The sequence below is a fragment of the Nocardioides sp. TF02-7 genome (assembly GCF_022437945.1).
In the GTDB taxonomy this organism is placed as follows: domain Bacteria; phylum Actinomycetota; class Actinomycetes; order Propionibacteriales; family Nocardioidaceae; genus Nocardioides.
In genome coordinates this window covers 4,218,150-4,240,903 of the sequence record NZ_CP092535.1, presented here as the reverse complement: position 1 = coordinate 4,240,903, position 22,754 = coordinate 4,218,150, and the positions used below count along the sequence as shown (strand labels likewise).

At 73.5% G+C, this 22,754-nt stretch carries 21 protein-coding genes, 1 tRNA gene and 10 pseudogenes; 12 read left to right on the top strand and 20 right to left on the bottom strand.

The annotated features are described in order from the left end of the window. Positions 1 to 23: 23 nt before the first annotated feature. A tRNA-Leu gene (locus MF408_RS22045) sits at positions 24 to 109 on the bottom strand. A gap of 280 nt (positions 110 to 389) precedes the next feature. Between MF408_RS22045 and MF408_RS27325 the strand changes: the two are divergent. The 4 genes and pseudogenes from MF408_RS27325 to MF408_RS22030 form a co-directional block, all read left to right on the top strand. Continuing rightward, positions 390 to 584, top strand: a pseudogene (locus MF408_RS27325) (BCCT family transporter); the annotation flags it as partial. 221 nt (positions 585 to 805) lie between these two features. Next, a pseudogene (locus MF408_RS26105) lies at positions 806 to 892 on the top strand (BCCT family transporter); the annotation flags it as partial. Positions 893 to 977: 85 nt separating this feature from the next. Next, entirely contained in the window at positions 978 to 2,057 is a 1,080-nt protein-coding gene (locus MF408_RS22035) for a BCCT family transporter (RefSeq protein WP_240249419.1), read from the top strand. 73 nt (positions 2,058 to 2,130) lie between these two features. Continuing rightward, the gene (locus MF408_RS22030; RefSeq protein ID WP_240249418.1) at positions 2,131 to 2,412 is read left to right on the top strand and encodes a Fe-S cluster assembly protein HesB; all 282 of its coding nucleotides are present in this window, start codon (positions 2,131 to 2,133) and stop codon (positions 2,410 to 2,412) included. A 34-nt stretch (positions 2,413 to 2,446) separates the two neighbouring features. Here MF408_RS22030 and MF408_RS22025 read toward each other — a convergent pair whose 3' ends face one another. Beyond that, a complete protein-coding gene (locus MF408_RS22025) occupies positions 2,447 to 2,908 on the bottom strand; it encodes an HNH endonuclease (protein ID WP_240249417.1) in 462 nt (153 codons plus the stop codon). Between the two features lie 62 nt (positions 2,909 to 2,970). Here MF408_RS22025 and MF408_RS22020 point away from each other — a divergent pair, with 62 nt between their 5' ends. After that, the gene (locus MF408_RS22020; RefSeq protein ID WP_240249416.1) at positions 2,971 to 3,564 is read left to right on the top strand and encodes a LysR family transcriptional regulator substrate-binding protein; all 594 of its coding nucleotides are present in this window, start codon (positions 2,971 to 2,973) and stop codon (positions 3,562 to 3,564) included. Positions 3,565 to 3,578: 14 nt separating this feature from the next. Here the strand turns inward: MF408_RS22020 and MF408_RS22015 are convergent, their stop codons facing one another. After that, entirely contained in the window at positions 3,579 to 4,106 is a 528-nt protein-coding gene (locus MF408_RS22015) for a nucleosidase (RefSeq protein WP_275693515.1), read from the bottom strand. A gap of 23 nt (positions 4,107 to 4,129) precedes the next feature. Beyond that, a pseudogene (locus MF408_RS22010) lies at positions 4,130 to 5,570 on the bottom strand (GuaB1 family IMP dehydrogenase-related protein). Positions 5,571 to 5,587: 17 nt separating this feature from the next. Here MF408_RS22010 and MF408_RS22005 point away from each other — a divergent pair. Beyond that, complete coding sequence (locus tag MF408_RS22005; RefSeq protein WP_240249415.1) at positions 5,588 to 6,232, top strand: galactokinase family protein; 645 nt, start codon at positions 5,588 to 5,590, stop codon at positions 6,230 to 6,232. A gap of 220 nt (positions 6,233 to 6,452) precedes the next feature. On the opposite strand, the gene MF408_RS22000 is transcribed toward MF408_RS22005, so the two are convergent. From MF408_RS22000 to MF408_RS21985, 3 genes and pseudogenes are all read right to left on the bottom strand, one after another. Next, positions 6,453 to 6,695, bottom strand: a complete 243-nt coding sequence (locus tag MF408_RS22000) for a hypothetical protein (protein WP_240249414.1) — start codon at positions 6,693 to 6,695, stop codon at positions 6,453 to 6,455. Further along, positions 6,692 to 7,908, bottom strand: a pseudogene (locus MF408_RS27320) (acyl-CoA dehydrogenase family protein). Before MF408_RS27320 ends, MF408_RS22000 begins: the two are co-directional and overlap by 4 nt. Next, positions 7,908 to 9,272 carry an acyl-CoA dehydrogenase family protein gene (locus tag MF408_RS21985; RefSeq protein ID WP_240249411.1) on the bottom strand — a complete coding sequence of 455 codons (1,365 nt, stop codon included), beginning with the start codon at positions 9,270 to 9,272 and terminating at the stop codon, positions 7,908 to 7,910. Before MF408_RS21985 ends, MF408_RS27320 begins: the two are co-directional and overlap by 1 nt. An 85-nt stretch (positions 9,273 to 9,357) precedes the next feature. Between MF408_RS21985 and def the strand changes: the two genes are divergently transcribed. After that, a complete protein-coding gene (def, locus tag MF408_RS21980) occupies positions 9,358 to 9,957 on the top strand; it encodes a peptide deformylase (protein ID WP_240249410.1) in 600 nt (199 codons plus the stop codon). On the opposite strand, the pseudogene MF408_RS21975 reads toward def, so the two are convergent. The 3 genes and pseudogenes from MF408_RS21975 to MF408_RS21965 form a co-directional block, all read right to left on the bottom strand. Next, positions 9,941 to 10,745, bottom strand: a pseudogene (locus MF408_RS21975) (RNA methyltransferase). The gene def and the pseudogene MF408_RS21975 overlap by 17 nt on opposite strands. Then, a complete protein-coding gene (gene cobA, locus MF408_RS21970; RefSeq protein ID WP_240249409.1) occupies positions 10,745 to 11,635 on the bottom strand; it encodes a uroporphyrinogen-III C-methyltransferase in 891 nt (296 codons plus the stop codon). Before cobA ends, MF408_RS21975 begins: the two are co-directional and overlap by 1 nt. After that, complete coding sequence (locus MF408_RS21965; protein WP_240249408.1) at positions 11,550 to 12,005, bottom strand: NAD(P)-dependent oxidoreductase; 456 nt, start codon at positions 12,003 to 12,005, stop codon at positions 11,550 to 11,552. The genes cobA and MF408_RS21965 overlap by 86 nt, the downstream gene beginning before the upstream one ends. A 106-nt stretch (positions 12,006 to 12,111) precedes the next feature. Here MF408_RS21965 and MF408_RS21960 point away from each other — a divergent pair, with 106 nt between their 5' ends. From MF408_RS21960 to MF408_RS21950, 4 genes and pseudogenes are all read left to right on the top strand, one after another. Then, on the top strand, positions 12,112 to 12,639 hold the full coding sequence (locus MF408_RS21960) for a YbhB/YbcL family Raf kinase inhibitor-like protein (RefSeq protein ID WP_240249407.1): 528 nt from the start codon (positions 12,112 to 12,114) through the stop codon (positions 12,637 to 12,639). A 47-nt stretch (positions 12,640 to 12,686) separates the two neighbouring features. Continuing rightward, positions 12,687 to 12,914 (top strand): annotated as a pseudogene (locus MF408_RS26100) (GTP-binding protein); the annotation flags it as partial. 73 nt (positions 12,915 to 12,987) lie between these two features. Then, positions 12,988 to 14,034 carry a GTP-binding protein gene (locus MF408_RS21955; protein WP_275693264.1) on the top strand — a complete coding sequence of 349 codons (1,047 nt, stop codon included), beginning with the start codon at positions 12,988 to 12,990 and terminating at the stop codon, positions 14,032 to 14,034. After that, a complete protein-coding gene (locus tag MF408_RS21950; RefSeq protein ID WP_345893970.1) occupies positions 13,920 to 14,759 on the top strand; it encodes a hypothetical protein in 840 nt (279 codons plus the stop codon). The genes MF408_RS21955 and MF408_RS21950 overlap by 115 nt, the downstream gene beginning before the upstream one ends. Here MF408_RS21950 and MF408_RS21945 read toward each other — a convergent pair. Continuing rightward, positions 14,708 to 15,634, bottom strand: a complete 927-nt coding sequence (locus tag MF408_RS21945) for a helix-turn-helix domain-containing protein (RefSeq protein WP_240249406.1) — start codon at positions 15,632 to 15,634, stop codon at positions 14,708 to 14,710. The genes MF408_RS21950 and MF408_RS21945 overlap by 52 nt on opposite strands. A 28-nt stretch (positions 15,635 to 15,662) precedes the next feature. Between MF408_RS21945 and MF408_RS21940 the strand changes: the two genes are divergently transcribed. Beyond that, positions 15,663 to 15,941 carry a hypothetical protein gene (locus MF408_RS21940; RefSeq protein ID WP_240249405.1) on the top strand — a complete coding sequence of 93 codons (279 nt, stop codon included), beginning with the start codon at positions 15,663 to 15,665 and terminating at the stop codon, positions 15,939 to 15,941. 228 nt (positions 15,942 to 16,169) lie between these two features. Here the strand turns inward: MF408_RS21940 and MF408_RS21935 are convergent, their stop codons facing one another. The 9 genes and pseudogenes from MF408_RS21935 to MF408_RS26090 form a co-directional block, all read right to left on the bottom strand. Further along, positions 16,170 to 16,826: an FMN reductase gene (locus MF408_RS21935; RefSeq protein WP_240249404.1), complete on the bottom strand. Its 657-nt coding sequence runs from the start codon at positions 16,824 to 16,826 to the stop codon at positions 16,170 to 16,172. A gap of 1 nt (position 16,827) precedes the next feature. Continuing rightward, a pseudogene (locus tag MF408_RS21930) lies at positions 16,828 to 17,969 on the bottom strand (LLM class flavin-dependent oxidoreductase). An 89-nt stretch (positions 17,970 to 18,058) separates the two neighbouring features. Then, on the bottom strand, positions 18,059 to 18,778 hold the full coding sequence (locus MF408_RS21925; protein WP_240249403.1) for a PP2C family protein-serine/threonine phosphatase: 720 nt from the start codon (positions 18,776 to 18,778) through the stop codon (positions 18,059 to 18,061). Positions 18,779 to 18,788: 10 nt separating this feature from the next. Beyond that, entirely contained in the window at positions 18,789 to 19,334 is a 546-nt protein-coding gene (locus MF408_RS26095) for a glycine cleavage T C-terminal barrel domain-containing protein (protein ID WP_275693263.1), read from the bottom strand. Positions 19,335 to 19,401: 67 nt separating this feature from the next. Then, positions 19,402 to 20,589 (bottom strand): annotated as a pseudogene (locus MF408_RS21915) (FAD-dependent oxidoreductase); the annotation flags it as partial. Between the two features lie 91 nt (positions 20,590 to 20,680). Continuing rightward, a pseudogene (locus tag MF408_RS27315) lies at positions 20,681 to 20,815 on the bottom strand (hypothetical protein); the annotation flags it as partial. 112 nt (positions 20,816 to 20,927) lie between these two features. After that, positions 20,928 to 21,143: pseudogene (locus tag MF408_RS27310) on the bottom strand (FAD-dependent oxidoreductase); the annotation flags it as partial. 147 nt (positions 21,144 to 21,290) lie between these two features. Next, complete coding sequence (locus MF408_RS21905; RefSeq protein ID WP_240249402.1) at positions 21,291 to 22,208, bottom strand: phosphotransferase; 918 nt, start codon at positions 22,206 to 22,208, stop codon at positions 21,291 to 21,293. Further along, on the bottom strand, positions 22,209 to 22,739 hold the full coding sequence (locus tag MF408_RS26090; RefSeq protein WP_275693262.1) for an amino acid permease: 531 nt from the start codon (positions 22,737 to 22,739) through the stop codon (positions 22,209 to 22,211). Between the last annotated feature and the right edge of the window lie 15 nt (positions 22,740 to 22,754).

The window sequence follows — 22,754 nt, the reverse complement described above, 5'->3', positions numbered from 1 at the left end:
CCGGCGCCCTTCGTCTTCTTCTGTGTCCGAGGGGGGACTTGAACCCCCACGCCCTAATACGGGCACTAGCACCTCAAGCTAGCGCGTCTGCCAATTCCGCCACCCGGACGAGTGCGGAGGAACCTTAGCAAAGGACTGCCGCACCTCCCGCATCCGGGGCGCGCTGACCGGGTACTGCCCCGGGGCCGGTTTGCGAGCGCTGCTCGTGGCTGGTTCGGTCGATGGTCGTTCGTGGACCCCGGACGCGCACCTCGGCGTGCGCGCAGACAGGAGTGACGTGACAGAAGGACTCGAGCAGGACCAGGCACGGGAGCGGACCCGACAGGTAGCCGACGCGGTCAGCGCGCCGGCCGGCGACGTCGTACCGCACCCGGCGCTCGACCAGCCCGGTGCCGGCGACGCCGTCAGGCCGCGCGGGGTGGACAAGACGGTGTTCGGGGGTGGCCGCCGCGGTGTCCGTCGCGTTCGTCGCGTGGGGCGTGGCCGACACCGGCAGCCTGGCGACGGCGTCGGGCAAGGCGCTGAGCTGGGTGCTCGACAACACCGGCTGGCTGTTCGTGCTCGCCGCGAGCGGCTTCGTCGTGTTCGTGATCTGGCTGGCGCTGAGCCGGTACGGCGCGATCCCGCTCGGCCGCGACGACGAGGGAGCCGGAGTTCCGCACGGTGTCGTGGGTCGCGATGATGTTCAGCGCCGGCATGGGCATCGGACTGATGTTCTACGGCGTGAGCGAGCCCATCCAGCACTTCACCGAGGCCCCGCCGAGTCACCGGGGGCGACGACGGCATCGGCGCTGCCGAGACGGCGATGGCGACGACGCTGTTCCACTGGACGCTGCACCCGTGGGCGATCTACGCCGTGGTCGGGCTCGCGATCGCCTACGGCGTCTACCGCAAGGGCCGGCTCCAGCTGATCTCCGCGGCGTTCACCCCCGGTGCTGGGGAGGCACGCCACCGGTCCGGGCGGCAAGGTCATCGACATGTTCGCGATCTTCGCGACCCTCTTCGGCTCCGCCACGTCGCTCGGCCTCGGCGCCCTGCAGATCCGCAGCGGGCTCGAGATCGTCGGCGGCATCGGCCCGCTGGGCAACGCGGCCCTGGTCGGCGTGATCGGCGTGCTGACCGCGGGTTTCGTGCTCTCGGCGGTGTCCGGCATCGCGAAGGGCATCCAGTGGCTGTCCAACATCAACATGGTGCTGGCGCTGGTGCTGGCCCTGTTCCTGTTCGTCGTCGGACCGACCGTGTTCATCCTCAACCTGGTGCCGACCTCGATCGGCAGCTACGTGCAGGACCTGGCGATGATGGGCGCGCGCACCGGCGCCGAGGGTGACCAGACCCAGGAGTGGCTCGGCACCTGGACGATCTTCTACTGGGCCTGGTGGCTATCGTGGACGCCGTTCGTCGGCATGTTCATCGCCCGGATCTCCCGAGGCCGCACGATCAGGCAGTTCGTCGCCGGCGTCCTGTTCGTGCCGAGCGTCGTCAGCCTGATCTGGTTCTGCATCCTCGGCGGCACCGCCATCGACCTGCAGGACGGCGGCACCGACATCGCCGGCGCCGGCGGGCTCGAGGCCCAGCTGTTCGAGACCCTCGACGCGTTCCCGTTGGCCACCGTCGCGAGCATCCTCGTCATGGTGCTGGTCGCGATCTTCTTCGTCTCCGGCGCCGACGCCGCGTCGATCGTGATGGGCAGCCTCTCCGAGCGCGGCACCACCGAGCCGACCCGGCCGATGGTCGTGTTCTGGGGCGTCGCGACCGGTGCCGTGGCCGCCGTGATGCTGCTGGTGGGCGGGGCCGAGGCCCTCACCGGCCTGCAGACGATCACGATCGTGGCGGCGCTGCCGTTCGCCGTGATCATGATCGGCCTCGTCGTCTCGCTGATGCGCGACCTGCGCAGCGACCCGATGGTGGTCCGGCGGCGGTACGCCGTCAACGCGGTCGAGCAGGCCGTGATCGCGGGCGTCACCGAGCACGGTGACGACTTCGCGCTGTCCGTCGAGCCCCGGGCCGACGACGACCCGGACGGCCCCGAACGCCCCCGCGCCGACGGCCGGCCTTGAGCAGCCGGCCTTGATCGCGGCGGGTCCGCCTGCAACGGTGGGAAGTCCTGACCTCGACGGGAAGGCAACTCCCATGCTCACGCTGACCGACAACGCGTGCACGATCGTCAAGCAGTTCACCGACCACCCCGACGTCCCCGCGGAGGCCGGCCTGCGGATCTCGAGCACGCCCGACGCGCAGCTCTCCGTGGCCGCTGCCGAGGCGCCGGCCGACGGGGACCAGGTCGTCGAGCAGGACGGCGCCAAGGTCTACCTCGACGCCGACGCGGCCGAGCAGCTGTCCGACATGGTGCTCGACGCCGGTCTCGACGAGACCGGCAACCTGCAGTTCGGCCTCATGGCGCAGGAGGCCTGAGACCCGTCCGGACCGCCGGCCCGGCCACCGCCGGTCAGCGCCGCCCCTCCCACCCGGCGAGCTGGATCCGAGTCGGCACCCAGGGCTCGAAGCGCAGCCGCATGCCCGCCTCGGCGGGCGTGCGGTTGCCCTTGCGGTTGTTGCAGCGGCTGCAGGCCGCGACGGTGTTGAGCCAGGTCCAGGTGCCGCCCCGTGATCGTGGCACCAGGTGGTCGACCGTGTCGGCTGGCCCGTCGCAATAGGCGCACCGGTGCCGGTCGCGTCGCAGCACCGCCTCGCGGCCGTACGCCGCCGGCCGGTACATCCAGGTCGCGACGACGTACCGCACCAGCCGGAGCACCTTCGGCCACGGGTGCGGTCCGATCCGCCGGTCGGCGTCGGCCTCGTGCACGACGGCCACCCCGCGGAACAGCATCTTGACCGCGTGGGGGAACGACACGACGTCGTGCGGCTCGTAGGTGGCGTTGAGGAGCACGACCGGACCGTGGCTGGCCATCGCATCGCCTCCTCGTGACGTTGCCGCACCCCCAGCATGACCCATCCCCTACAGTCGCGGCCATGGACCGGCTGCGGGTGGCGTTCGTGCCGGGGGTCACGCCGGACAAGTGGGCGCGCGTCTGGCGGGAGCGGCACCCCGGCATCCGGCTGGAGCTGCGGCCGGTCGAGGAGGCCGATCAGCGCGCCGTGCTCGACGCCGGCGCCGCCGACCTGACCCTCGCCCGGCTGCCCGTGGACCGCGAGCGGCCCACTCCCCTGCACTGCGTCGTCCTCTACGACGAGCGCCCGGTCGTCGTGGCCTCCCGCGAGCACTTCGTCGCGGCCGCGGACGAGGTCACGACCGCCGATCTCGCCGAGGAGCAGCTCGCGCTCCCCGAGCGGTCCGGGTGGCGGCCGGCGCCGCAGCTCGACTTCCCCCCGATGACCGAGCGCGAGGCCGTCGAGGTCGCCGCCTCCGGCACCGCGGTCGTCGTGCTGCCGATGTCGCTGGCGCGGCTGCACCACCGCAAGGACGTCGTCCAGGTGCCGGTCACCGACCTCCCGCCGACCCAGGTGGCCCTGGTGTGGCGGGTCGACGACGACGGCCCGGTTCACCAGGACTTCGTGGGCGTCACCCGCGGCCGTCGCGCCGGCAGCGGGCGCGGCCGGGGCTGACCGGTCCGCTCCGTCTAGAGGTGCTCGACGACCCAGTCGCCGAGCGCGCGGGCACTGCGGTCGACGAGGGTGGGCCAGTCCCGCGCGCCCTCGTCGGCGTGGTCGGAGACGTGCTTGACCAGCCGCACCGCCGCCCCGCACTGCTGGGCCGCGAAGGCGACGGCATAGCCCTCCATGTCCACGAGGTCGGCCTGCCGGGCCAGCCGGTCCCGCACGGCCGGGTCGGCGACGAACACGTCGCCGGTGGCGAGCACGACATCGCCGGCGCCGACGCGGAGCCGCTCGCGGGCGTCGTAGCCGAGCGACCGGATCGCGGCCGCGTCGATGTCGTGGTTGAGCACCACCCCGGGCTCGAACAGACCGGCGTGGTGGGCGTGCAGCGCGCCGGCCGTGCCCAGGTTGACGACGACCACGTCGGAGGGGTCGTCGTACGCCGCCAGCGCGCGGGCCACCGCGGTCGCTGCGGCGGTCTTCCCGATGCCGGTGACGAGCACGGGCAGGCTGCGCGGCACGTACGCCGCCTCGGCCTCGGTCGCCGCCACGACCAGGTGCCGGGGCACCCGCGTCACCAGCTCGTCGGCAGCGGGCGGCCCTCGTGGAAGCCCGCGGCCGACTGCACCCCGACCAAGGCCCGCTCGTGGAGCTCGGCGAGGGTGGTGGCGCCGGCGTACGTGCAGGCCGAGCGGACGCCGGCGCAGATCTGGTCGACCAGGTCCTCGACGCCGGGCCGGTCGGGGTCGAGGTACATCCGCGAGGACGAGATCCCCTCCTCGTAGAGCCCCCTTCCGGGCGCGGTCGAAGGCCGACTCGGCGGACGTGCGGCTGGCGACCGCACGCGCGGACGCCATGCCGAAGGAGACCTTGAACGGGCGGCCGTCCGCGTCCTCGAGCAGGTCGCCCGGCGACTCGTGGGTGCCGGCGAACCAGGAGCCGATCATCACCGCCGACGCCCCGGCCGCCAGCGCGAGCGCCACGTCGCGCGGGTGACGGACGCCGCCGTCGGCCCAGACGTGCGCGCCCAGCTCCCGGGCCGCGGCCGCGCAGTCGACGACGGCGGAGAACTGCGGCCGGCCGACGCCGGTCATCATCCGGGTGGTGCACATAGCACCGGGTCCCACGCCGACCTTGACGATGTCGGCGCCGGCCTCGACGAGGGCGCGGGTGCCGTCGGCGTCGACGACGTTGCCCGCCGCGACGGGGACGTCGGGGTCGAGCGACCGGACCTCGCGGAGCGCGTCGATCATCCGGTCCTGGTGGCCGTGGGCGGTGTCGACCACGAGGCAGTCGACGCCGGCGTCGAGCAGCGCCCGCGCCTTGGCCGCCACATCGCCGTTGACGCCGACGGCCGCCGCGATCCGCAGCCGGCCGCGGTCGTCGAGGGCGGGGCGGTAGAGCGTGGCGCGCAGGGCGCCGGTGCGGGTGAGCACGCCGACGAGCCGCCCGTCCCCGTCGACACCGACGGCGAGCGGCGCCCGGGCGTCCTCGAGCGCGTCGAACGCCTTCCGCGGCTCGGTGTCGGCCTCCACGGTGACCTCGACCGGACGCATCACCTGGTGCGCCTGCGCGAACCGGTCGACCTCGGCGCAGTCGTCGACCATCACCAGGCCGGCCGGACGGCCGTCCTCGTCGACCACGACCGCCCCGCGGTGCGAACGCTTCGGGATCAGCGAGAGCGCCTCGGCCACCGTCTGGTCCGGCCGGAGCTGGATCGGGGTGTCGAGCACCAGGTGACGCTGCTTGACGTAGGACACGACGTCGGCCACCACCGGTGCGGGGATGTCCTGGGGAACGACCGCGAGGCCACCGCGGCGCGCGACCGTCTCCGCCATCCGCTTCCCCGCGATCGCGGTCATGTTGGCGACGACCACCGGGATCGTCGTCCCCGTGCCGTCGGCGGTGGCGAGGTCGACGTCGTAGCGGCTGCCGACCGACGACCGGCGCGGCACCATGAACACGTCGTCGTAGGTGAGGTCGTGCGAGGGCACCCGGTCGTCGAGGTAGCGCATGGGTCCAGTATTGCCGGGTGACCACTGTGACCGCCCGCGCGCCCGGCCGGGTCAACCTCATCGGCGAGCACACCGACTACAACGGCGGGCTCTGCCTCCCGTTCGCCCTGCCGCTCACCACGACCGCGACGGTGCGGGCACGGGGCGACGACCGGGTGCGGCTGCGCAGCACCGCCGTGCGCGAGGTGTGGACCGGCCGGCTCTCCGACCTCGACCTCGACCTGCGGGAGGAGCTGCCCGGCTGGGCGCGGTACGCCGCCGGCGTGCTGTGGGCGGGGCTCCAGGAAGGCTGGCCGCTGCCGGGTGTCGACGTCGTCGTCGACAGCGACGTCCCGCTCGGGGCCGGGCTGTCCAGCTCCGCGGCCCTGGAGTGCTCCGTCGCCCTCGCGGCCGCACGGCTCGTCGACCGGCCGGTCGACCCGGGCAGCCGGATGGCGCTCGCCGAGCTGTGCCGCCGCGCGGAGACGGAGTTCGTCGGCGCCCCGACCGGCGGTCTCGACCAGCTCGCGTCGCTGCTGGCGCGGCGCGAGCATGCCGTGCTCATCGACTTCGCCGACACCAGCGTCAAGCAGGTGCCGCTGCCGCTGCAGGGCGCCGGGCTGGTGGTCCTGGTGACCGACACCGGCACGACCCACGAGCTGTCGGACGCCGAGGGCGGCTAGCGCCGCGCGGCGTGCGGAGTGCGAGGCGGCGGCACGGGCGCTCGGCCTCCCCCGCCTCGGCCTCGCCTGGCCCGACGACCTCGCCCAGATCGAGGACTCCACCCTGCAGGCGCGGGCCCGCCACGTCCTCTCGGAGAGCGACCGGGTCGAGGACGCCGTACGCGCCGTCACCGAGGGCGACTGGGGCGCGCTCGGCCGGCTGATGACCGCGTCGCACACGTCACTGCGCGGCGACTTCGCCGTCTCGACGTCCGAGCTCGACCTCGCCGTCGAGACGGCCCTCGGCGAGGGCGCCCTCGGCGCGCGGCTCACCGGCGGCGGCTTCGGCGGCTCGACGATCGCCCTCGTCCGCGAGGACCAGGTCGACGACGTACGGGAAGCCGTCGACGCGGCGTTCGACGTCTCCGGCCACCCCCCGGCCGACGCACCTGGTGGTGACGCCGGCCGAGGGCGCCGTGCTCACCTGAGCTCGGCGCTCGTCAGCCCGAGGACCCGACGGGCGACGATCAGCTGCTGGATCTGCTGGGTGCCCTCGAAGATGTCGAGGATCTTGGAGTCGCGGCCCCACTTCTCGAGCAGCTCGCCCTCGGAGTAGCCGACCGAGGAGCACAGCTCGACGCACGACAGCGTGACGTCGGAGCCCACCCGGCCGGCCTTCGCCTTGGCCATCGACGCCTCGAGCGAGTTGGGCTTGCGGTTGTCGGCCATCCACGCCGCCTGCATCATCAGCAGCCGCGCGCCCTCCCAGTCGGCCTCGAGCTGGAGGAACTTCGCGGCGGCCGCGTGCTGCAGGTGGGCGGGCCGGTCGTAGTCGACCTCGACACCGGCCTGGGCGAGCAGGTCGCGGGTCAGGTCGAGCGACGCCCGGGCGCACCCGACCGCCATCGCGGCCACCAGCGGGCGGGTGTTGTCGAAGGTCGCCATCGCGCCCGCGAAGCCCTGCTCGACGTTGATCTCCGGCGAGCCGAGGAGGTTCTCCTTCGGCACCCGGCAGTCGGTGAACGTGATCACGGCGGTGTCGGAGGCCCGGATGCCGAGCTTCTCCTCCAGCCGCTCGACCGTCATCCCCGGCGTGCCCTTCTCGACCACGAACGACTTGATCGCCGCGCGGCCGAGGACTTGTCCAGCGTCGCCCAGACGACGACGCAGTCGGACCGCTCACCGGAGGTGACGAAGATCTTCTCGCCGTTGATGACGTACTCGTCGCCGTCGAGCACGGCGGTGGTCGACACCGCCGCGGAGTCGGAGCCGAAGCCCGGCTCGGTGATCGCCATCGACGCCCACTTGCCGCGGAACCGCTCGAGCTGCTCCTCGTTGGCGACCGAGGCGATCGCGGAGTTGCCGAGCCCCTGCCGCGGCATCGAGAGCAGCAGCCCGACGTCGCCCCAGCACATCTCGGCGATGGACGTCACCGAGGCCATGTTGGAGCCGTTCCTGACCGCACCGTCGTCGGCGGCGCCGGCGTCACGGCGTACGCCGGCCGCACCGGCGCCCTCGCTCGCGCCGGACTCCGAGAGCCCGTCGATCATCGCCGCGAGCATGTCGAGCTCCTTGGGGTACTCGTGCTCGGCGACGTCGTACTTGCGGGAGATCGGCCGCAGCATGTTCATCGCGACCTGGTGCGCCTGCTCGATGAGCGGGCGGTGCTTCTTGGGAACCTCGAGGTTGATCGCCATCAGACCAGCACCGTCCCTTCCATGATCCCGATGGCCCGCAGGTCGCGGTACCACCGCTCGACCGGGTGCTCCTTCACGAAGCCGTGGCCGCCGAGCAGCTGGACGCCGTCGAGGCCAATCTGCATGCCCTTCTCGGCGCACAGCTTGCGGGCCAGCGCGACCTCCTTGGTGAAGTCCTTGCCGGCGGCGGCTCGAGCGGCCGCCCGGTAGGTCAGCAGCCGCATCGCCTGCAGCTCGATCGCGATGTTGGCGACCATGAACGCCACCGACTGGCGGTGGGCGATCGGCTCGCCGAACGCCTCCCGCTCCTTGACGTAGGGCGTGACGTAGTCGAGGACGGCCTGCGCGGTGCCGAGCGACAGCGCGCACCACGCCAGCCGGGAGAGGCGGACGCACTCGCGGTAGGTCGAGCCGTCGGTCTCGCCGAGGACCGCCTCGGCCGGCACCCGCACGTCGTCGAGGTGCAGCCGGGTCATCGACGCGGCCCGCACGCCCATCGCCGGGTCGCCCTCGATCGACAGGCCCGCGGTCGAGGACTCGACGAGGAACAGGGCCGGTCGGCCCTCGAGGGCCGCTCCGACGACGAACAGCTCCGCGCTGTCACCCCGGGCGACCAGGCTCTTGACGCCGTTGAGCACGTAGCCGTCACCCTGCCGGACGGCGGTGGTCGACGGGGTGAGCACGTCGAACAGCACCGCCGGCTCGTTGAGGGCGAGCGCCGCGGCGGGCACCGTGTCCCCGGTGAAGGCCGGCAGGTAGGTCTGCTGCTGCTGGTCGGTGCCCCACAGGCCGATGGCGGTGGCGACCGAGCCGGGCGCCAGCGTGGCGACCGCGAGCCCCATGTCGCCCTTCGCGAGCGCCTCCGCGACGAGCGTGCCGGCCATCGCGGAGCGCTCCTCGGAGATGCCGCCGAGCGACTCGGGCAGCCCGAGGATCGGCAGGCCGATCTCGAGGCCGGCCTTGAGCAGGTCGTCGGGGGCGGCGCACGCGGCGTCGGCCTCGGCGGCCGCGGGGCGCAGCACCTCGCCGGCCAGCTCGGACACGACGTCGACGAGCATCTGCTCGTCCTCGGTCGGGGTCAGGTCGAACGGGCCGGTGCCCGCGCTCGGAGCGGGACGGGCGCCCGGCTGGCCCTTCTTCCCCGCCCGGGCGAAGGTCCGGCTGGCGTTGGTCATCGTCTTGAACCCGGTGCGGGTCACCGAGAACACGACCTGCTCGGCCTGCTTGCGCAGGCCGATCCGGTCGACGAGGTCGCTCTGGGCGAGCCGGTTGAGGCCGGCGACGAGGTAGCCGATCGGATCACGGCTCTCCGTGCTCGGCACCCCGTTGCGGCCACCCGGCGTGAGGCTGCTGATCAAGGACATGAGGCAAATGTAACTGCGAGTTACACATCGCGCTACAGGCGACCGGCGTGCCGCGGGTCACAGCCGCTCCCCTAAGGTGCGGGCCATGTCCCCCACCGTGCACGCACCGTACGGACCGCTCCCCGAGGGTGGCCGGGTCCGCGCCATCACCCGTTGGGGCACGCCGGTCATGCACCGGCCGCAGCAGCAGGTGACGACGTACGACGACGACCTGCGGGCGCTCGCAGCCGACATGGTCGCCACCATGTACGCCGCCGACGGCGTCGGCCTGGCCGCCTGCCAGATCGGCGTCGACCTGGCGATGTTCGTGTTCGACTGCCCCGACGACGCCGGCGAGCGGTGGCTCGGCGTGGTCTGCAACCCCCGGGTCGCGCTGCCCGAGGGCCGCGAGCGGCGCCTCGACGACTCCGAGGAGGGCTGCCTCTCCTTCCCCGGCGCCTACGTCGCCTGCGCCCGCCCCGACCACGCGGTCGTCGAGGGCTTCGGCCTCGACGGCGAGCCCGTGCGGTTCGAGGGCGACGGCCTGCTCGCCCGCTGCCTCCAGCACGAGACCGACCACACCCTCGGCACCGTCTTCGGCGACCGGCTCTCCACCAAGGCCCGCAAGAAGCTCCAGAAGGCCCACGACCACGCGGCCGACGACTACCCCGACGACTGGCCCGCCACCGTCAGCGACGAGCGGTGACGTAGCAGGCGACGGCGGTGGCGGCGGCGACGTTGAGGGAATCGATGCCGGCGGACATCGGGATGACGGCGCGACGGTCGGCGGCCTGCTCCCAGCGGGGTGAGAGGCCGTGGCCCTCGGAGCCGAGGACGAGGGCGACCTTGTCGAGCCCGGCGACGGCGTCCTCGATCGGCACCGCGTCGGGAGCCAGGGTGAGGGCGACGGTGGTGAAGCCGGCGGCGGAGAGCGCCGGCAGGGCGCCGTGCCAGTCGGCCAGCCGGGTCCAGGGCAGGTGGAAGACCGCGCCCATGGCGACCTTGATCGATCGCCGGTAGAGCGGGTCGGCGCAGCGCGGCGCCAGCAGCACGGCGTCGAAGCCGAGGGCCGCACCGCTGCGGAAGATCGCGCCGACGTTGGTGTGGTCGACGACGTCCTCGAGCACGAGCACCGACCGGGCGCCGGCGAGCACCTCGTCGACCGGTGGGAGCGGCTGCCGGGCCAGCGACGCCAGCGCGCCGCGGTGCACGTGGAAGCCGGTGACCTCCTCGGCCAGGTCCTCGGCGACGACGTAGCAGGGCGCGTCCGTCGTGGCGAGCACGTCGGCCAGGCCGTCGAGCCAGCGGGGCGCCATCAGGAACGACCGCACCGGGTAGCCCGACGCCACCGCCCGCCGTACGACCTTCTCCCCCCTCGGCGAGGAAGAGCCCGTGCTCGGCCTCCAGGTGCTTGCGCAGCTGGACGTCGCGCAGGTCGCGGTAGTCGGCGAGCCGCGGGTCGCCGGCGGCGGAGACCTCGACGAGCCGGGCCATCAGTCGCTCGCGTCGGCCGACCGGCGGTCGGGTAAGACGGCCGGGAAGGCGTCCGGGAACGCGACGCGCACCACGTCGCCCACGACGATGACCGCGGGCGGCTTGACCGCCTCCTCGCGCAGCGTGGCGGCGAGGGTCCCGAGCGTGGCGAGGACGGTGCGCTCGGTCGGCATGGTGCCGTCGCAGACGACGGCGACCGGCGTCTCCGCGGCCCGGCCGCCGGCCACCAGCGCCGCCGCGATCGCCGGTGCGTTCTCGACCGCCATCATCAGCACCACCGTGCCCCGCATCCGCGCGAGGGCGTCGTAGTCGACGAGCGACTCCGGGTGCTCGGGAGGCAGGTGCCCGGAGACGACGGAGAACTCGTGGGTGACCCCGCGGTGGGTCACCGGGATGCCGGCGATGGCCGGGACGGCGACCGGGCTGGTGAGCCCGGGGACCACGGTCACCGGCACGCCCGCCTCGCGGCAGGCGATCACCTCCTCGTAGCCCCGGCCGAACACGAAGCTGTCACCGCCCTTGAAGCGCACGACCCGCTTGCCGGCGACCGCCCGCTCGACGATCAGGCGGTTGATCTCCTCCTGCTGGGCCGACCGGCCGCGAGGCAGCTTGGCGACGTCGACCAGCTCGACGTCGGCCGGCAGCTCGCCGAGCAGCTCACGCGGCGCGAGCCGGTCGGCGACGACGACGTCGGCCTCCATCAGCGCCTTGCGTCCCGCGACCGACATCAGCTCGGGGTCGCCGGGCCCGCCGCCGACCAGCACCACGCCGGGCTGCCGGTCGCGGTGGTGCGGTGCGGCGATGCTACCCTCCCGCAGGCCCTCGAGGACCTCGTCGCGCACGGCCGCCGAGCGGCGCGGGTCGCGGTTGCCGAGCACCGCCACCGTCACGCCGGCGTGCCGCCCGACCGCGGGGGTCCAGGCCGTGCCGAGGGCCGCGTCGTCGGAGCGGGACGCAGAAGACCCGCTGCTGCTCGGCGAGCGCGCTGACGCGGTCGTTGACGGCGGGGTCGTCGGTGACGGCCATCACGTACCAGGCGCCGTCGAGGTCGCCGTCCTCGAACGGTCGCCGGTGCCACACGACCTCGCCCGAGGCGACCAGTCCCTCGATCGCCGGCGTCACGTCGGGCGAGACCACCTCGACCGCCGCACCCGCGGCGATCAGCTGCGGCACCCGGCGCTGCGCCACGCCGCCACCGCCGACGACCAGCACACGGCGGCCGGCGAGCCGCAGGCCCGAGGGGTAGGGCGGGAACTCCATGCACCCATCATCGACGCGCGCGGCCGGCCTCCGTCGACGGCACTCACCTGCCGGACTAGATTCGCAGGCACACACCGGATGTGCTGTCACCCTCGAAGGAGCATCGATGACGCTGGACCGCCCGGTCGCCCCGGACCCCTACGAGTTGCTGCCCGCCGTGCCGTCGTTCGCCGTCACCAGCGACGACGTGACCGACGGCGAGCCGCTCGCCGACGCCCAGGTCGCCGCGAAGGGCGACACCTCCCCGCAGCTGTCGTGGGAGCCGGGCCCCGAGGGCACCAAGAGCTACGTCGTCACCTGCTTCGACCCCGACGCCCCGGTGGTCAGCGGCTTCTGGCACTGGGTCGTCGTCGACCTGCCCGCCGACGTGACCAGCCTCCCCGCGGGTGCGGGTGCGGGCGACGAGAGCCTCCCCGACGGCGCGTTCCACGTCCGCAACGACGGCGGCGGCCTCGGCTTCACCGGCGCCGCGCCCCCGGAGGGCGACCAGGTGCACCGCTACTACTTCGTCGTGCACGCGGTGAAGGAGGAGAAGCTCGGCGTCGACAGCAGCGTCACGCCGGCGGTCGTCGGGTTCAACCTCGCCTTCAAGACCCTCGCCCGCGGCATGGTGGTCGGCACCTACCAGCACTGACCCGGTTCCCTCTTGTGGTCTGCGTCACTTGAGAGTTACGTAGACCCATGGCGGACAAGCACGCGCGGAGGGCCGGCGACCAGGACCGGGCGGCGCCCGGGCCCGACCGGATCCGCAACGTCGTCCTGGTCGGGCCCACCCAGTCGGGCAAGACGACGCTGGTCGAGGCGCTCCTCGCCCGCACCGGCGCGGTCAACCGCCCCGGCTCGACCGCCGACGGCACGACGGTGTGCGACCACGAGGAGGCCGAGAAGGCCCACGGGCGGTCGGTGTCGCTCGCGGTGGCTCCCCGTCGTCCACGACGGCACCAAGGTCAACCTGGTCGACACGCCGGGGTACGCCGACTTCGTGGGCGAGGTGCGTGCCGGGCTGCGGGCGGCCGACTGCGCCCTGTTCGTGGTCGCGGCCAACGAGGGCGTCGACGACGGCACCCGGCAGCTGTGGCGCGAGTGCGCGGCGGTCGGCATGCCCCGTGCGGTGGTGGTGGCCAAGCTCGACCACGCCCGGGCCGACGCGGACGCGGTGGTGGCTGCCGCACAGGAGGCCTTCGGCGGGAAGGTGCTGCCGGTCCACGTCGCGACGGGCGGCGCCCTGACCAGCCTGCTCGACGGCGACACATCGGCCGACGACCCCCGCCGCGGCACGCTGATCGAGGCGATCATCGAGGAGTCCGAGGACGAGACCCTCATGGACCGCTACCTCGGCGGCGAGCGGATCGACGAGCGGCTGCTGGTCGATGACCTCGAGAAGGCGATCGCGCGGGCCGGCTTCTTCCCGGTGGTGCCGGTGTGCGCCGCGTCGGGCGTCGGCCTGGAGGAGCTGCTCGACCTCTGCGTCCGCGCCTTCCCGTCCCCGCCCGAGCACGTCCCGCCGGAGGTGTTCACGCCGGCGGGCCGTGCTGCCGACCCGGTCGTGTGCGACCCCGACGGCCCCCTGGTCGCCGAGGTGGTGAAGACGACGAGCGACCCCTACCTCGGCCGGGTGAGCCTGGTCCGCGTCTTCAGCGGCACCCTGCTCCCCCGACGCCGCGGTGCACGTGTCGGGCCACTTCGCCAGCTTCGGCGCCGCCGGTCACGAGGACCACGACGAGGACGAGCGGGTCGGCGCCCTCGGCTTCCCGTTCGGCGCCCAGCAGGTGACGGCGCCGAAGGTGCTGGCCGGCGACATCGCCGTGGTGGGCCGGCTCTCCCGCGCGGAGACGGGCGACACGCTCTCCGACCCCGAGTCGCCCCGCGTCCTCCGCCCCTGGGAGCTGCCCGACCCGCTGCTCCCCCGTCGCGATCGAGGCCGCCACCCGGTCCGACGAGGACAAGCTGTCCTCCGCGCTCGCCCGGCTGGCGGCGGAGGACCCCAGCCTGCGGGTCGAGCACCACGCCGAGACCGGCCAGCTCGTGATCTGGGTGATGGGCGAGGCGCACGCGGAGGTCGCGCTCGAGCGGCTCCAGCGCCGCTACGGCGTCGCCGTCGAGCAGCGGGAGGTCGTCATCCCGCTGCGCGAGTGCTTCACCACGCCGTCGAAGGGCCACGGGCGGCACGTCAAGCAGTCGGGCGGGCACGGCCAGTACGCCGTCTGCGACATCGTCGTCGAACCGCTCCCGGAGGGCTCCGGCTTCGAGTTCGTCGACAAGGTGGTCGGCGGCGCGGTGCCGCGGCAGTTCGTGCCGAGCGTCGAGAAGGGGGTCCGTGCCCAGATGGCGCGCGGCGTCCGTGCCGGGTACCCGCTGGTCGACGTCCGGGTCACCCTCACCGACGGCAAGGCGCACAGCGTCGACTCCTCCGACATGGCGTTCCAGACGGCCGCCGCGCTCGCGCTCCGCGACGCCGCGGACAACGCCGGCACCGCCCTGCTCGAGCCGTACGACGAGGTCCGGGTGCTGGTCGCCGACGACCTCGTCGGCCCCGTGATGAGTGACCTGTCCGCGCGACGCGGGCGCCTCCTCGGCACCGACCAGGTCGGCGACCGCTGCGTGGTGCGGGCGCACGTCCCGCAGCGCGAGCTGGTGCGCTACGCCGTCGACCTCCGCGCTGCGACCCACGGAGCCGGCACCTTCAGCCGCACCTTCGCCCACTACGAGCCGATGCCGGACGACCTCGCCCGCGAGGTCGCTCCCCGCGACTGACGGCCGGCGTAGGCCGCCGGGGCGACCCCCACCTGCGCGGTGAAGTCCCGGGTGAAGTGCGCCTGGTCGTACCACCCGAGCCGCGCGGCGAGCTCGGCGAGGTCGTCGCCCTCCCCGGCGTCGAGCATCGTCACCGCGTCGTGCAGCCGGTAGCGCTGGAGCACCCACTTGGGGCCGACGCCGACGTAGTCGCGGAACAGCCGCTGGAGGGTGCGCGGCGCGACGTCGAACCGCGCACAGACGTCGTCGACCGACACCAGCGTCGCGTCGGCGACCAGCCCGGCCACGATGGCGATCAGCCGCTCGTAGCGAGCGTCGGGCGCCGGCAGCCGCTCCGCGAGGGCCGCGTCGACCACGGCGGCCCGCCCGGCGTCGTCGGAGACGGCGAGCACCTCCCGCAGCAGCGCGGCGGCACCGGGGACGAGGTCGCCGGCCACCGCCACCCGGTCGACCCAGGTGGTCGCGTCGGCACCCAGGAACGCGGTGAAGCCGCCGGGACGGAACTTCACGCCGAAGACCCGGCCCTCGCCGGCGACGTCGAAGGTGAACCGGCTGGTGACCACCCCGTGCAGCAGCGCCGCGGGCATCGCGAACCCGTGGTGGTCGTGGCTGCCGGACTCGAAGGTCAGGTGGGCCGCCGGGTGCGGCACCACCTCGGAGCGGAACGGCTCGCCGTCGTCGACCTGCCACCGCACGGTCCAGTAGTGCTCCACCCACGGCTCCAGGGCGGGCGCGACCGGCAGCCGGTCGAGGACCACGCGCGTGGCGTGCTCGGCCGGCCGGAGGATCCCGGCGGTCGTCGAGGTCGCCGGGCGCCGGGCCTCGGGCGGCAGCGACCGGATCGCCCGGCGTGGCGGGTTCTTCCAAGACGACATGGCTGCAGGGGTAGGCACGATCGCCGACATGAGCACCGAGACGACAACCCAGGACAGCACCCAGCGACCCGGCGTGGCGCCGGTCCCGCCCGGCTACACGACCCTCACGCCGTTCTACTGCTGCAGCCCCGCGCGGGAGGCGATCGCGTTCTACACCGAGGTCCTCGGCGCCCGCGAGGTCTCGCGCAACGACGGCCCGGACGGCACCGTCGCGCACTGCGAGCTCGAGCTGCCGCAGGGCCGGATGCAGGTCGGCGACCCGGCACCCGACCACCACCTGGTCGCGCGCAGCGGGGCGACGACGTGAGCAGCTCGACGGTCGTCTACCTGCCCGACGTCGACGCGGCCCACGCCCGGGCGGTGGCGGCCGGCGCGAAGAGCTACGGCGACCCGGAGACGTTCGTCACCGGCGACCGGTACGCCGCGTTCCTCGACCCCCTTCGGGCACCGCTGGGCGGTGATGACGAGGGTCGAGGACGTGGACCCCGAGGAGGCCCAGCGCCGCGTCGACGCCTGGCTGGCCGAGCAGAACGGGTCAGCGGACTGAGTCGCCGCCGGCCTCGCGGAGCAGCTGCTCTAACGGCGTGACGTCGGCGACCGCGTCGTCGGCGTACGCCGGGCGGCGCGGCGCCGTCGGCGTTCCACCGCCGCCACCGGCGCCAGCGGCGACCAGCGCGGCGAGCTCGCCGGCGGCCCGGTCGACCCGCTTCTCCAGGGCGCCGTCGCCGCCGCCGAAGTCCTCGCTCGCCGCGAACACGCCCGTGGGCACGACGACGGCGCGCAGGTAGGCGAACAGCGGCCGCAGCGCGTGGTCGAGCACCAGCGAGTGGCGTGCCGTGCCGGCGGTGGCCGCGACGAGCACCGGCTTCCCGTCGAGCGTGCCGGGCTCCATCACGTCGAAGAAGGTCTTGAAGAGCCCGGAGTAGGAGGCCGAGAACACCGGCGTGACGACGACCAGCCCGTCCGCACGGGCGACCCGGTCGAGAGCGTCGGCGAGGTCGCCGGTCGGAAAGCCGGTCAGCAGGTGGTCGGCCAGGGCGTGGGCCAGCGGGCGCAGCTCGACGACGTCCACGGCGACCTCGGCTCCCCGGGCCTCGACCGCGCGCTCGGCGGCGTCACCGAGCAGGTCGGCGAGCAGCCGGGTCGACGACGGGACGCCCAGCCCGGCGGAGACGACGACGATGCGGACCATCTCAGACCTCCTCGCGGTCGCTGGTGCCCGTGGCCGCGTCGGCCTCGGCGTACACCGTGGAGTCCTTGGCGCCGCCGGCCTGCCGCGACCAGCGACGCGTGGGTGGGGGCGTCCGGCACGTGCGCCGGCCGGCCCTCGGCGAAGCCCTTGCGCATCTCCGGCAGGATCTCGCCGAGCAGGTCGAGCTGCTCGAGCACCGTCTTCAGCGGCAGTCCCGCGTGGTCGACCAGGAACAGCTGGCGCTGGTAGTGGCCGGCGTAGTCGCGGAACGACAGCGTGCGCTCCAGGACCTGCTGCGGCGAGCCGACGGTCAGCGGCGTCGAGGTCGAGAAGTCCTCCAGCGACGGGCCGTGGCCGTAGACGGGCGCGTTGTCGAAGTAGGGCCGGAACTCCTCGACGGCGTCCTGGCTGTTGCGGCGCATGAAGAACTGGCCGCCGAGCCCGACGATCGCCGTGTCCGCCGGTCCGTGGCCGTAGTGCTCGAACCGCTGCCGGTAGAGCCGCACCATCTGCGCGGTGTGCGACGCCGGCCAGAAGATGTGGTTGTGGAAGAAGCCGTCGCCGTAGTAGGCGGCCTGCTCGGCGATCTCGGGGCTGCGGATGGAGCCGTGCCAGACGAACGGCGGTACGCCGTCCAGGGGCCGCGGCGTGGAGGTGAAGCCCCTGAGCGGCGTGCGGAAGCGGCCCTCCCAGTCGACGACGTCCTCGCGCCACAGCCGGTGCAGCAGCGCGTAGTTCTCGATCGCCAGGTTGATGCCCTGGCGGATGTCCTTGCCGAACCACGGGTAGACGGGGCCGGTGTTGCCACGGCCCATCATCAGGTCGACGCGGCCGTCGGTGAGGTGCTGGAGCTTGGCGTAGTTCTCCGCGATCAGCACCGGGTCGGTGGTCGTGATCAGCGTGGTCGCCGTCGAGAGGATGATCCGCTCGGTCTGCGCCCCCGATGTAGGCCAGGGTGGTCGTCGGGGCGGACGCGATGAACGGCGGGTTGTGGTGCTCGCCGGTCGCGAAGACGTCGAGCCCGACCTCCTCGGCCTTCTTGGCGATCGCGATCGTCGCCTTGATGCGCTCGCGCTCCGTGGGTGTCCGCCCGGTCGTGGGGTCGGTCGTGACGTCACCGACGGTGAAGATGCCGATCTGCATGGCTCCGCTCCTGTCCCGTGCTGCCACCCCGGCGGGGCGCCGAGTAGTTGACATGGCAACCACATCGCACAACCGACCGGGTGAGCGGGCTATTCCCTGACGAGGACGAGCACCGCCCGGTCGTCGTCGCCGCGCTCGACCTGGTCGATGATCCGCCCCGGCGCGGCCGCGAAGCCCTCGGCGACGGCGTCCGCCGCGACCCGCTGCAGCCACGCGATCCCGGTGTCGATGTCGCTCCCGCGGGCCTCGACGACACCGTCGGTGTAGAACAGCAGCGCCTCGCCGCGGGCGAGCACGCCCTCGCTCACGTGCATCTCCGGCCGGTCGACGACGCCCAGCGCGGTGCCGCGCGCGGAGTCCACCACCCACTCCCCCGGTTCCCGCCGCCAGCGCAGCACCGGCGGGTGGCCGGCGCTGCGGACGACGTAGCGCCCGGTCGCGAAGTCGACGACGACCTGGACGGCGGTCGCGAACGACTCGGGGCACGGCAGGCGCAGCAGGAACTCGTTCGCCGCCGCCATCAGCCCGCTCTCCGGCACCGCGACCAGGAGCCCCTGGAGCGCTCCGGAGAGCTGGACCGCGTCGGGCACGGCGCCCTCGCCCTTCCCGCACACGTCGACCAGCACCATCTGCATCCCGGCCGCCCCGCTCGGGTGCGTGAGCAGGTCGGCGACGAAGAAGTCGCCGCCGTACTCGAAGCCGTACGCCGCCAGCATCGCCGACTCGCAGTGCCAGTCGGGCGGGAGCTGCGGGACCCTGCTCTGCGCCTGCAGGCGGTCGCGCAGACCGCTCAGCAGGTCCTCGTCCACGCCGGCAACCCTAGGGCAGCGGACGGCCGCCCGGTCGTGGTTCGGCGATCAGGCACGCGAGGCGTACGGCGCCCGCAGCGTGATCTCCGCCTCGTAGCGCTCCTCCCGCCACGTCGACCTCGAACCCGCCGGCTGCGAGGTCGTCCGCGCGCACCGGACCGTCGCTGCGCAGCAGCGCGAGCCCGACGCAGGAGCCCACCGTCGCGCCCCACGCGGCGCTGGTGACCTGACCGACCGGCGCACCGTGCCGCAGCACGAGCTCACCGCCCCACAGCATCGGCTCGGGCGAGCCGAGGGTCAGCGACACCACCCGCCGCCGCGGGCCGCCGCCCGCCAGCCGCTCCCGGTGCCGGCGCAGCGCGTCGCGGCCGAGGAAGTCCTTGCCGTCCTCGGTGCCCGCACCGCCGAGCGCGGTGGCGAACACCAGGCCCGCCTCGACCGGCGTCAGGTCCGGCGTCAGCTCGCGCCCGAAGGCCCGGTAGCCGGCCTCGAGCCGGCAGGAGTCGATCGTGTAGTAGCCGGCGTCGCGCACCCCAAGGTCGGCCCCCTCCGCCATCAGGGGCTTCGTGGACGCCCACGGCCAGCTCCACCGGCACCATCAGCTCCCATCCCAGCTCGCCGACGTAGGTCATCCGGGTGGCGCGCACGGTGCCGTCGCCGACGGCGAGCACCCGGCTGGTCGCGAAGGGGAACTCGTCGTCGGAGAGGTCGGCGTCGGTCAGCCGACCGAGCAGCTCGCGCGAGGCGGGGGCCCATCACCCCGAGCACGGCGTACGCCCCGCTGACGTCGTGCGCCCGGACACCGCCCCCCGCCGGCGCAGCCAGTCGAGGTCGCGCACGGTGGTCGCCGAGCCGGAGACGACGAGGAACTCGTCGGGGCCGGTGCGGGTCACGGTCACGTCCGCCTCGTAGGTGCCGCGCTCGTTGAGCCACGGGGTGTAGACCGCCCGGCCGACCGGCACGTCGACGTCGTTGGCGCACACCCACTGCAGCGCACGGACCGCGTCCTCGCCGCGGACGACGTACTTGGAGAACGACGTCTGGTCGAAGACCGCGACCGCCTCCCGGGTGGCGCGCTGCTCGGCCGCCGACCACTCCAGCCAGTCCGGCTTCCCCCAGGTGTAGCGCAACCGCGCCTCGTCGGCCGTCGGCGCGAAGACGTTGGGCCGCTCCCAGCCCATCTTGGAGCCGAACACCGCGCCGACCGTCGCCAACCGGTCGTGCAGCGGCGAGCGCCGGAACGGGCGGACAGTCTCCAGCTCTCGGTTGGGCCAGGGCACCGCGTAGTGCAGCCCGAGCACCTCGGTGACCCGGGCCCGCAGCCACCGGTTGTTGCCGTTGAACGGCGCGAACCGGCGGATGTCGACCGAGGTCAGGTCGGTCGTCGGCTCGCCCTCGACCACCCACTCGGCCAGCGCCCGACCGGCGCCGCCTGCCGAGGCGATGCCGACGGAGTTGAACCCGGCACCGACGAAGAACCCGTCGAGCTCCGGCGCCTGGCCGAGCAGGAACTGGTTGTCGGGGGTGAACGACTCCGGGCCGTTGTAGAACTTCCGGATCCCCGTCTCCGCCAGCGCCGGCACCCGGTGCAGCGCCTCGTCCATCAGCACCGAGAAGTGGTCCCAGTCCTCCTCGAGCAGCTGGAACTCGAACGGGTACGGCAGGTCGTCCGGCGATCGCCAGGGCTTCGCTTCGGGCTCGAACCCGCCGACGACGAGCCCGCCGACCTCCTCCTTGAAGTAGGTCCAGCCGTCGGGGTCGCGCATGATCGGCAGGTCCGGGTGGCAGCCCTCGACCTCCTCGGTGACCACGTAGAAGTGCTCGGCGGAGTGGAGGGGGGACGGTCACGCCCACGCGGTCGCCGATCGCCTTGGCCCACTGGCCCGCGCAGTTGACGACCACCTCGGCCTCGACGTCACCGTGGTCGGTCCGGACCCCGGTGGCGCGGCGGGCGGACCCGCGCACGGAGACCAGCACGTCGGTCACCCGGACGCCCTCGACCACCGTCGCGCCGCGGCTGCGGGCGCCCTTCGCCAGCGACTGAGTGAGGTCGCTCGGGTTGACCTTGCCGTCGCCGGGGAGCCAGAGGGGCGCCCAGCAGGTCGTCGACCTGCATCGCCGGCCACAGCTCGCGGGCCCGGGCCGGCGTCACCACCTCGCACTCCATGTCGTACGCCGCCGCGTTGGCCGCCGTGCGGCGGAGCTGGACCATCCGGTCCTCGGTGCGGGCGACGATCACGCCCCCGACATTGCGGTAGCCGGTCGCCAGGCCGGTCTCCGCCTCCAGGGCGGCGTAGAGCTCGGCGGAGTACTGCACCAGCCGGGTGCCGCTCTCGGACGCCCGCAGCGGGCCGACCAGCCCGGCGGCGTGCCAGGTCGTGCCGCTGGAGAGCCGCCCCTGCTCGAGGAGGGAGCACGTCGGTCCAGCCCAGGCGGGTCAGGTGGTAGGCCACGGAGGTCCCGATCACCCCGCCGCCGATGATCACGACGCGGGCACGGGTCGGCAGGTCGGTCACGGGGCGACGTCCTCCAGGAGCTGGCGGAGCCGGGGGCCGCGGAACGTCGCCTCGGCCTTCTCGAAGCGCTCCATCCCCCAGCCGGTGAAGTCGTGGTCGATCGGGCTGGTCGCGGCCTGGATGAAGCCCCACAGCGACCACCCGTACTCGCTGCAGAGCGCCTGCAGGCGCACCCGGGCCAGGTCGGCACGGCTCGGCGGCCGGTCCAGGTAGGCCTCGACCCACGCGTCGATCTGCTCCTCGGCGAAGCCGCACTCGGTCGCGGTGTTGCCGAGCTCGAAGAACGGGTCGTTGTTGCCGGAGTACTCGTAGTCGATCAGCCAGGTCCGGCGGCCGTCGTCGATGAAGTTGGCCGCGAGCAGGTCGTTGTTGCAGGGCACCGTGCGACCGCGGGCACCCAGCGCCGACCGCACCCGCGCCCACTGCGGCGCGTGGTCGTCGTACGTCGTCGGCAACCGGAATCCGTGCTCGCGCACGGTCGCGCGGTAGGCCGCCTGCCGCGCGAACATGTCGAAGTCACCGTGGAACCGCGGCCCGGCGTGCAGGCGGCGGCACGCCACCGCCGCTCGCCGCAGCACACCGGGGTCGGCGAAGTCGACGTTGGTGAGCGCGTGCCCGTGCAGGTAGGTGATGACCAGCATGCCGAGGTCGGGCCGGAACTCCACCACACCGGCGCCGACGCCGGCCTCGGCGGCGCGGGCCGTGTTGAGGTGCTCGGCCTCCCGGTCGATGCCCAGCAGCCCGGTGTCGCTGGTCGAGCAGCGCACCACCAGGTCGAGCGGCGGGCCGTCGTCGGTGGTGGTGACGCGGAGGTTGCGGTTGGTCAGCCCGCCGGGCAGCTCGGCCGTCCGCCAGGACCGCCCCGCCAGCACGGCGAGGCGGTCCAGGGCCGGAGCGGAGATCTCGGTGCCCACTCAGTCGTCGTACGCCTCGACGACCGCCTGGTCGATGGTGTGCTTCGGCCCGGTGAACCAGTTCTTGGCCGAGACGTTCCACCAGACCGTGAGCAGCAGCAGCGCGCCCAGGGTGACGATCGGCGCGTAGTTGACGTACTTCCACGCCAATTCGTCGCTGAACGGCACCGCGCCGGGGACGAACGGCATCATCAGGTAGATCGAGACGACGAGGATCTCGGCGACGGCGATCAGGTTCATCCACTTGTACTTGCTGCCGTTGTTCCACGTGCCGACCTCGAACCGGTCCCCGTGCTTCCAGCGCAGGAAGATGGGGATGGCGAACGACAGGTACAGCCCGATCACGGCGATCGAGGTGACCGCGTAGAACGCGACGGGCACAATCAGCGGCTCCGCCTCCGTGCCGAGGTTGACCTCGATCAGGGCGGGGAGCGTCACGATCGCCGCGACCACCGCGACCATCATCACCGCGTTGGCCGGCACCCGCTTGGCCGTGAGGCTGCGCAACCACGCCGACCCGGGGGATCGCACCGTCACGGCTGAACG

Excerpts from the sequence above, each read along its gene's own strand:
- MF408_RS22035 (WP_240249419.1), top strand. The coding sequence starts at position 978 with ATGTTCGCGATCTTCGCGACCCTCTTCGGCTCCGCCACGTCGCTCGGC.
- MF408_RS22030 (WP_240249418.1), top strand. The coding sequence starts at position 2,131 with ATGCTCACGCTGACCGACAACGCGTGCACGATCGTCAAGCAGTTCACC.
- MF408_RS22025 (WP_240249417.1), bottom strand. The coding sequence starts at position 2,908 with ATGGCCAGCCACGGTCCGGTCGTGCTCCTCAACGCCACCTACGAGCCG.
- MF408_RS22020 (WP_240249416.1), top strand. The coding sequence starts at position 2,971 with ATGGACCGGCTGCGGGTGGCGTTCGTGCCGGGGGTCACGCCGGACAAG.
- MF408_RS21985 (WP_240249411.1), bottom strand. The coding sequence starts at position 9,272 with ATGTCCTTGATCAGCAGCCTCACGCCGGGTGGCCGCAACGGGGTGCCG.
- def (WP_240249410.1), top strand. The coding sequence starts at position 9,358 with ATGTCCCCCACCGTGCACGCACCGTACGGACCGCTCCCCGAGGGTGGC.
- MF408_RS21965 (WP_240249408.1), bottom strand. The coding sequence starts at position 12,005 with ATGGAGTTCCCGCCCTACCCCTCGGGCCTGCGGCTCGCCGGCCGCCGT.
- MF408_RS21960 (WP_240249407.1), top strand. The coding sequence starts at position 12,112 with ATGACGCTGGACCGCCCGGTCGCCCCGGACCCCTACGAGTTGCTGCCC.
- MF408_RS21945 (WP_240249406.1), bottom strand. The coding sequence starts at position 15,634 with ATGTCGTCTTGGAAGAACCCGCCACGCCGGGCGATCCGGTCGCTGCCG.
- MF408_RS21940 (WP_240249405.1), top strand. The coding sequence starts at position 15,663 with ATGAGCACCGAGACGACAACCCAGGACAGCACCCAGCGACCCGGCGTG.
- MF408_RS21935 (WP_240249404.1), bottom strand. The coding sequence starts at position 16,826 with ATGGTCCGCATCGTCGTCGTCTCCGCCGGGCTGGGCGTCCCGTCGTCG.
- MF408_RS26095 (WP_275693263.1), bottom strand. The coding sequence starts at position 19,334 with ATGGCGGAGGGGGCCGACCTTGGGGTGCGCGACGCCGGCTACTACACG.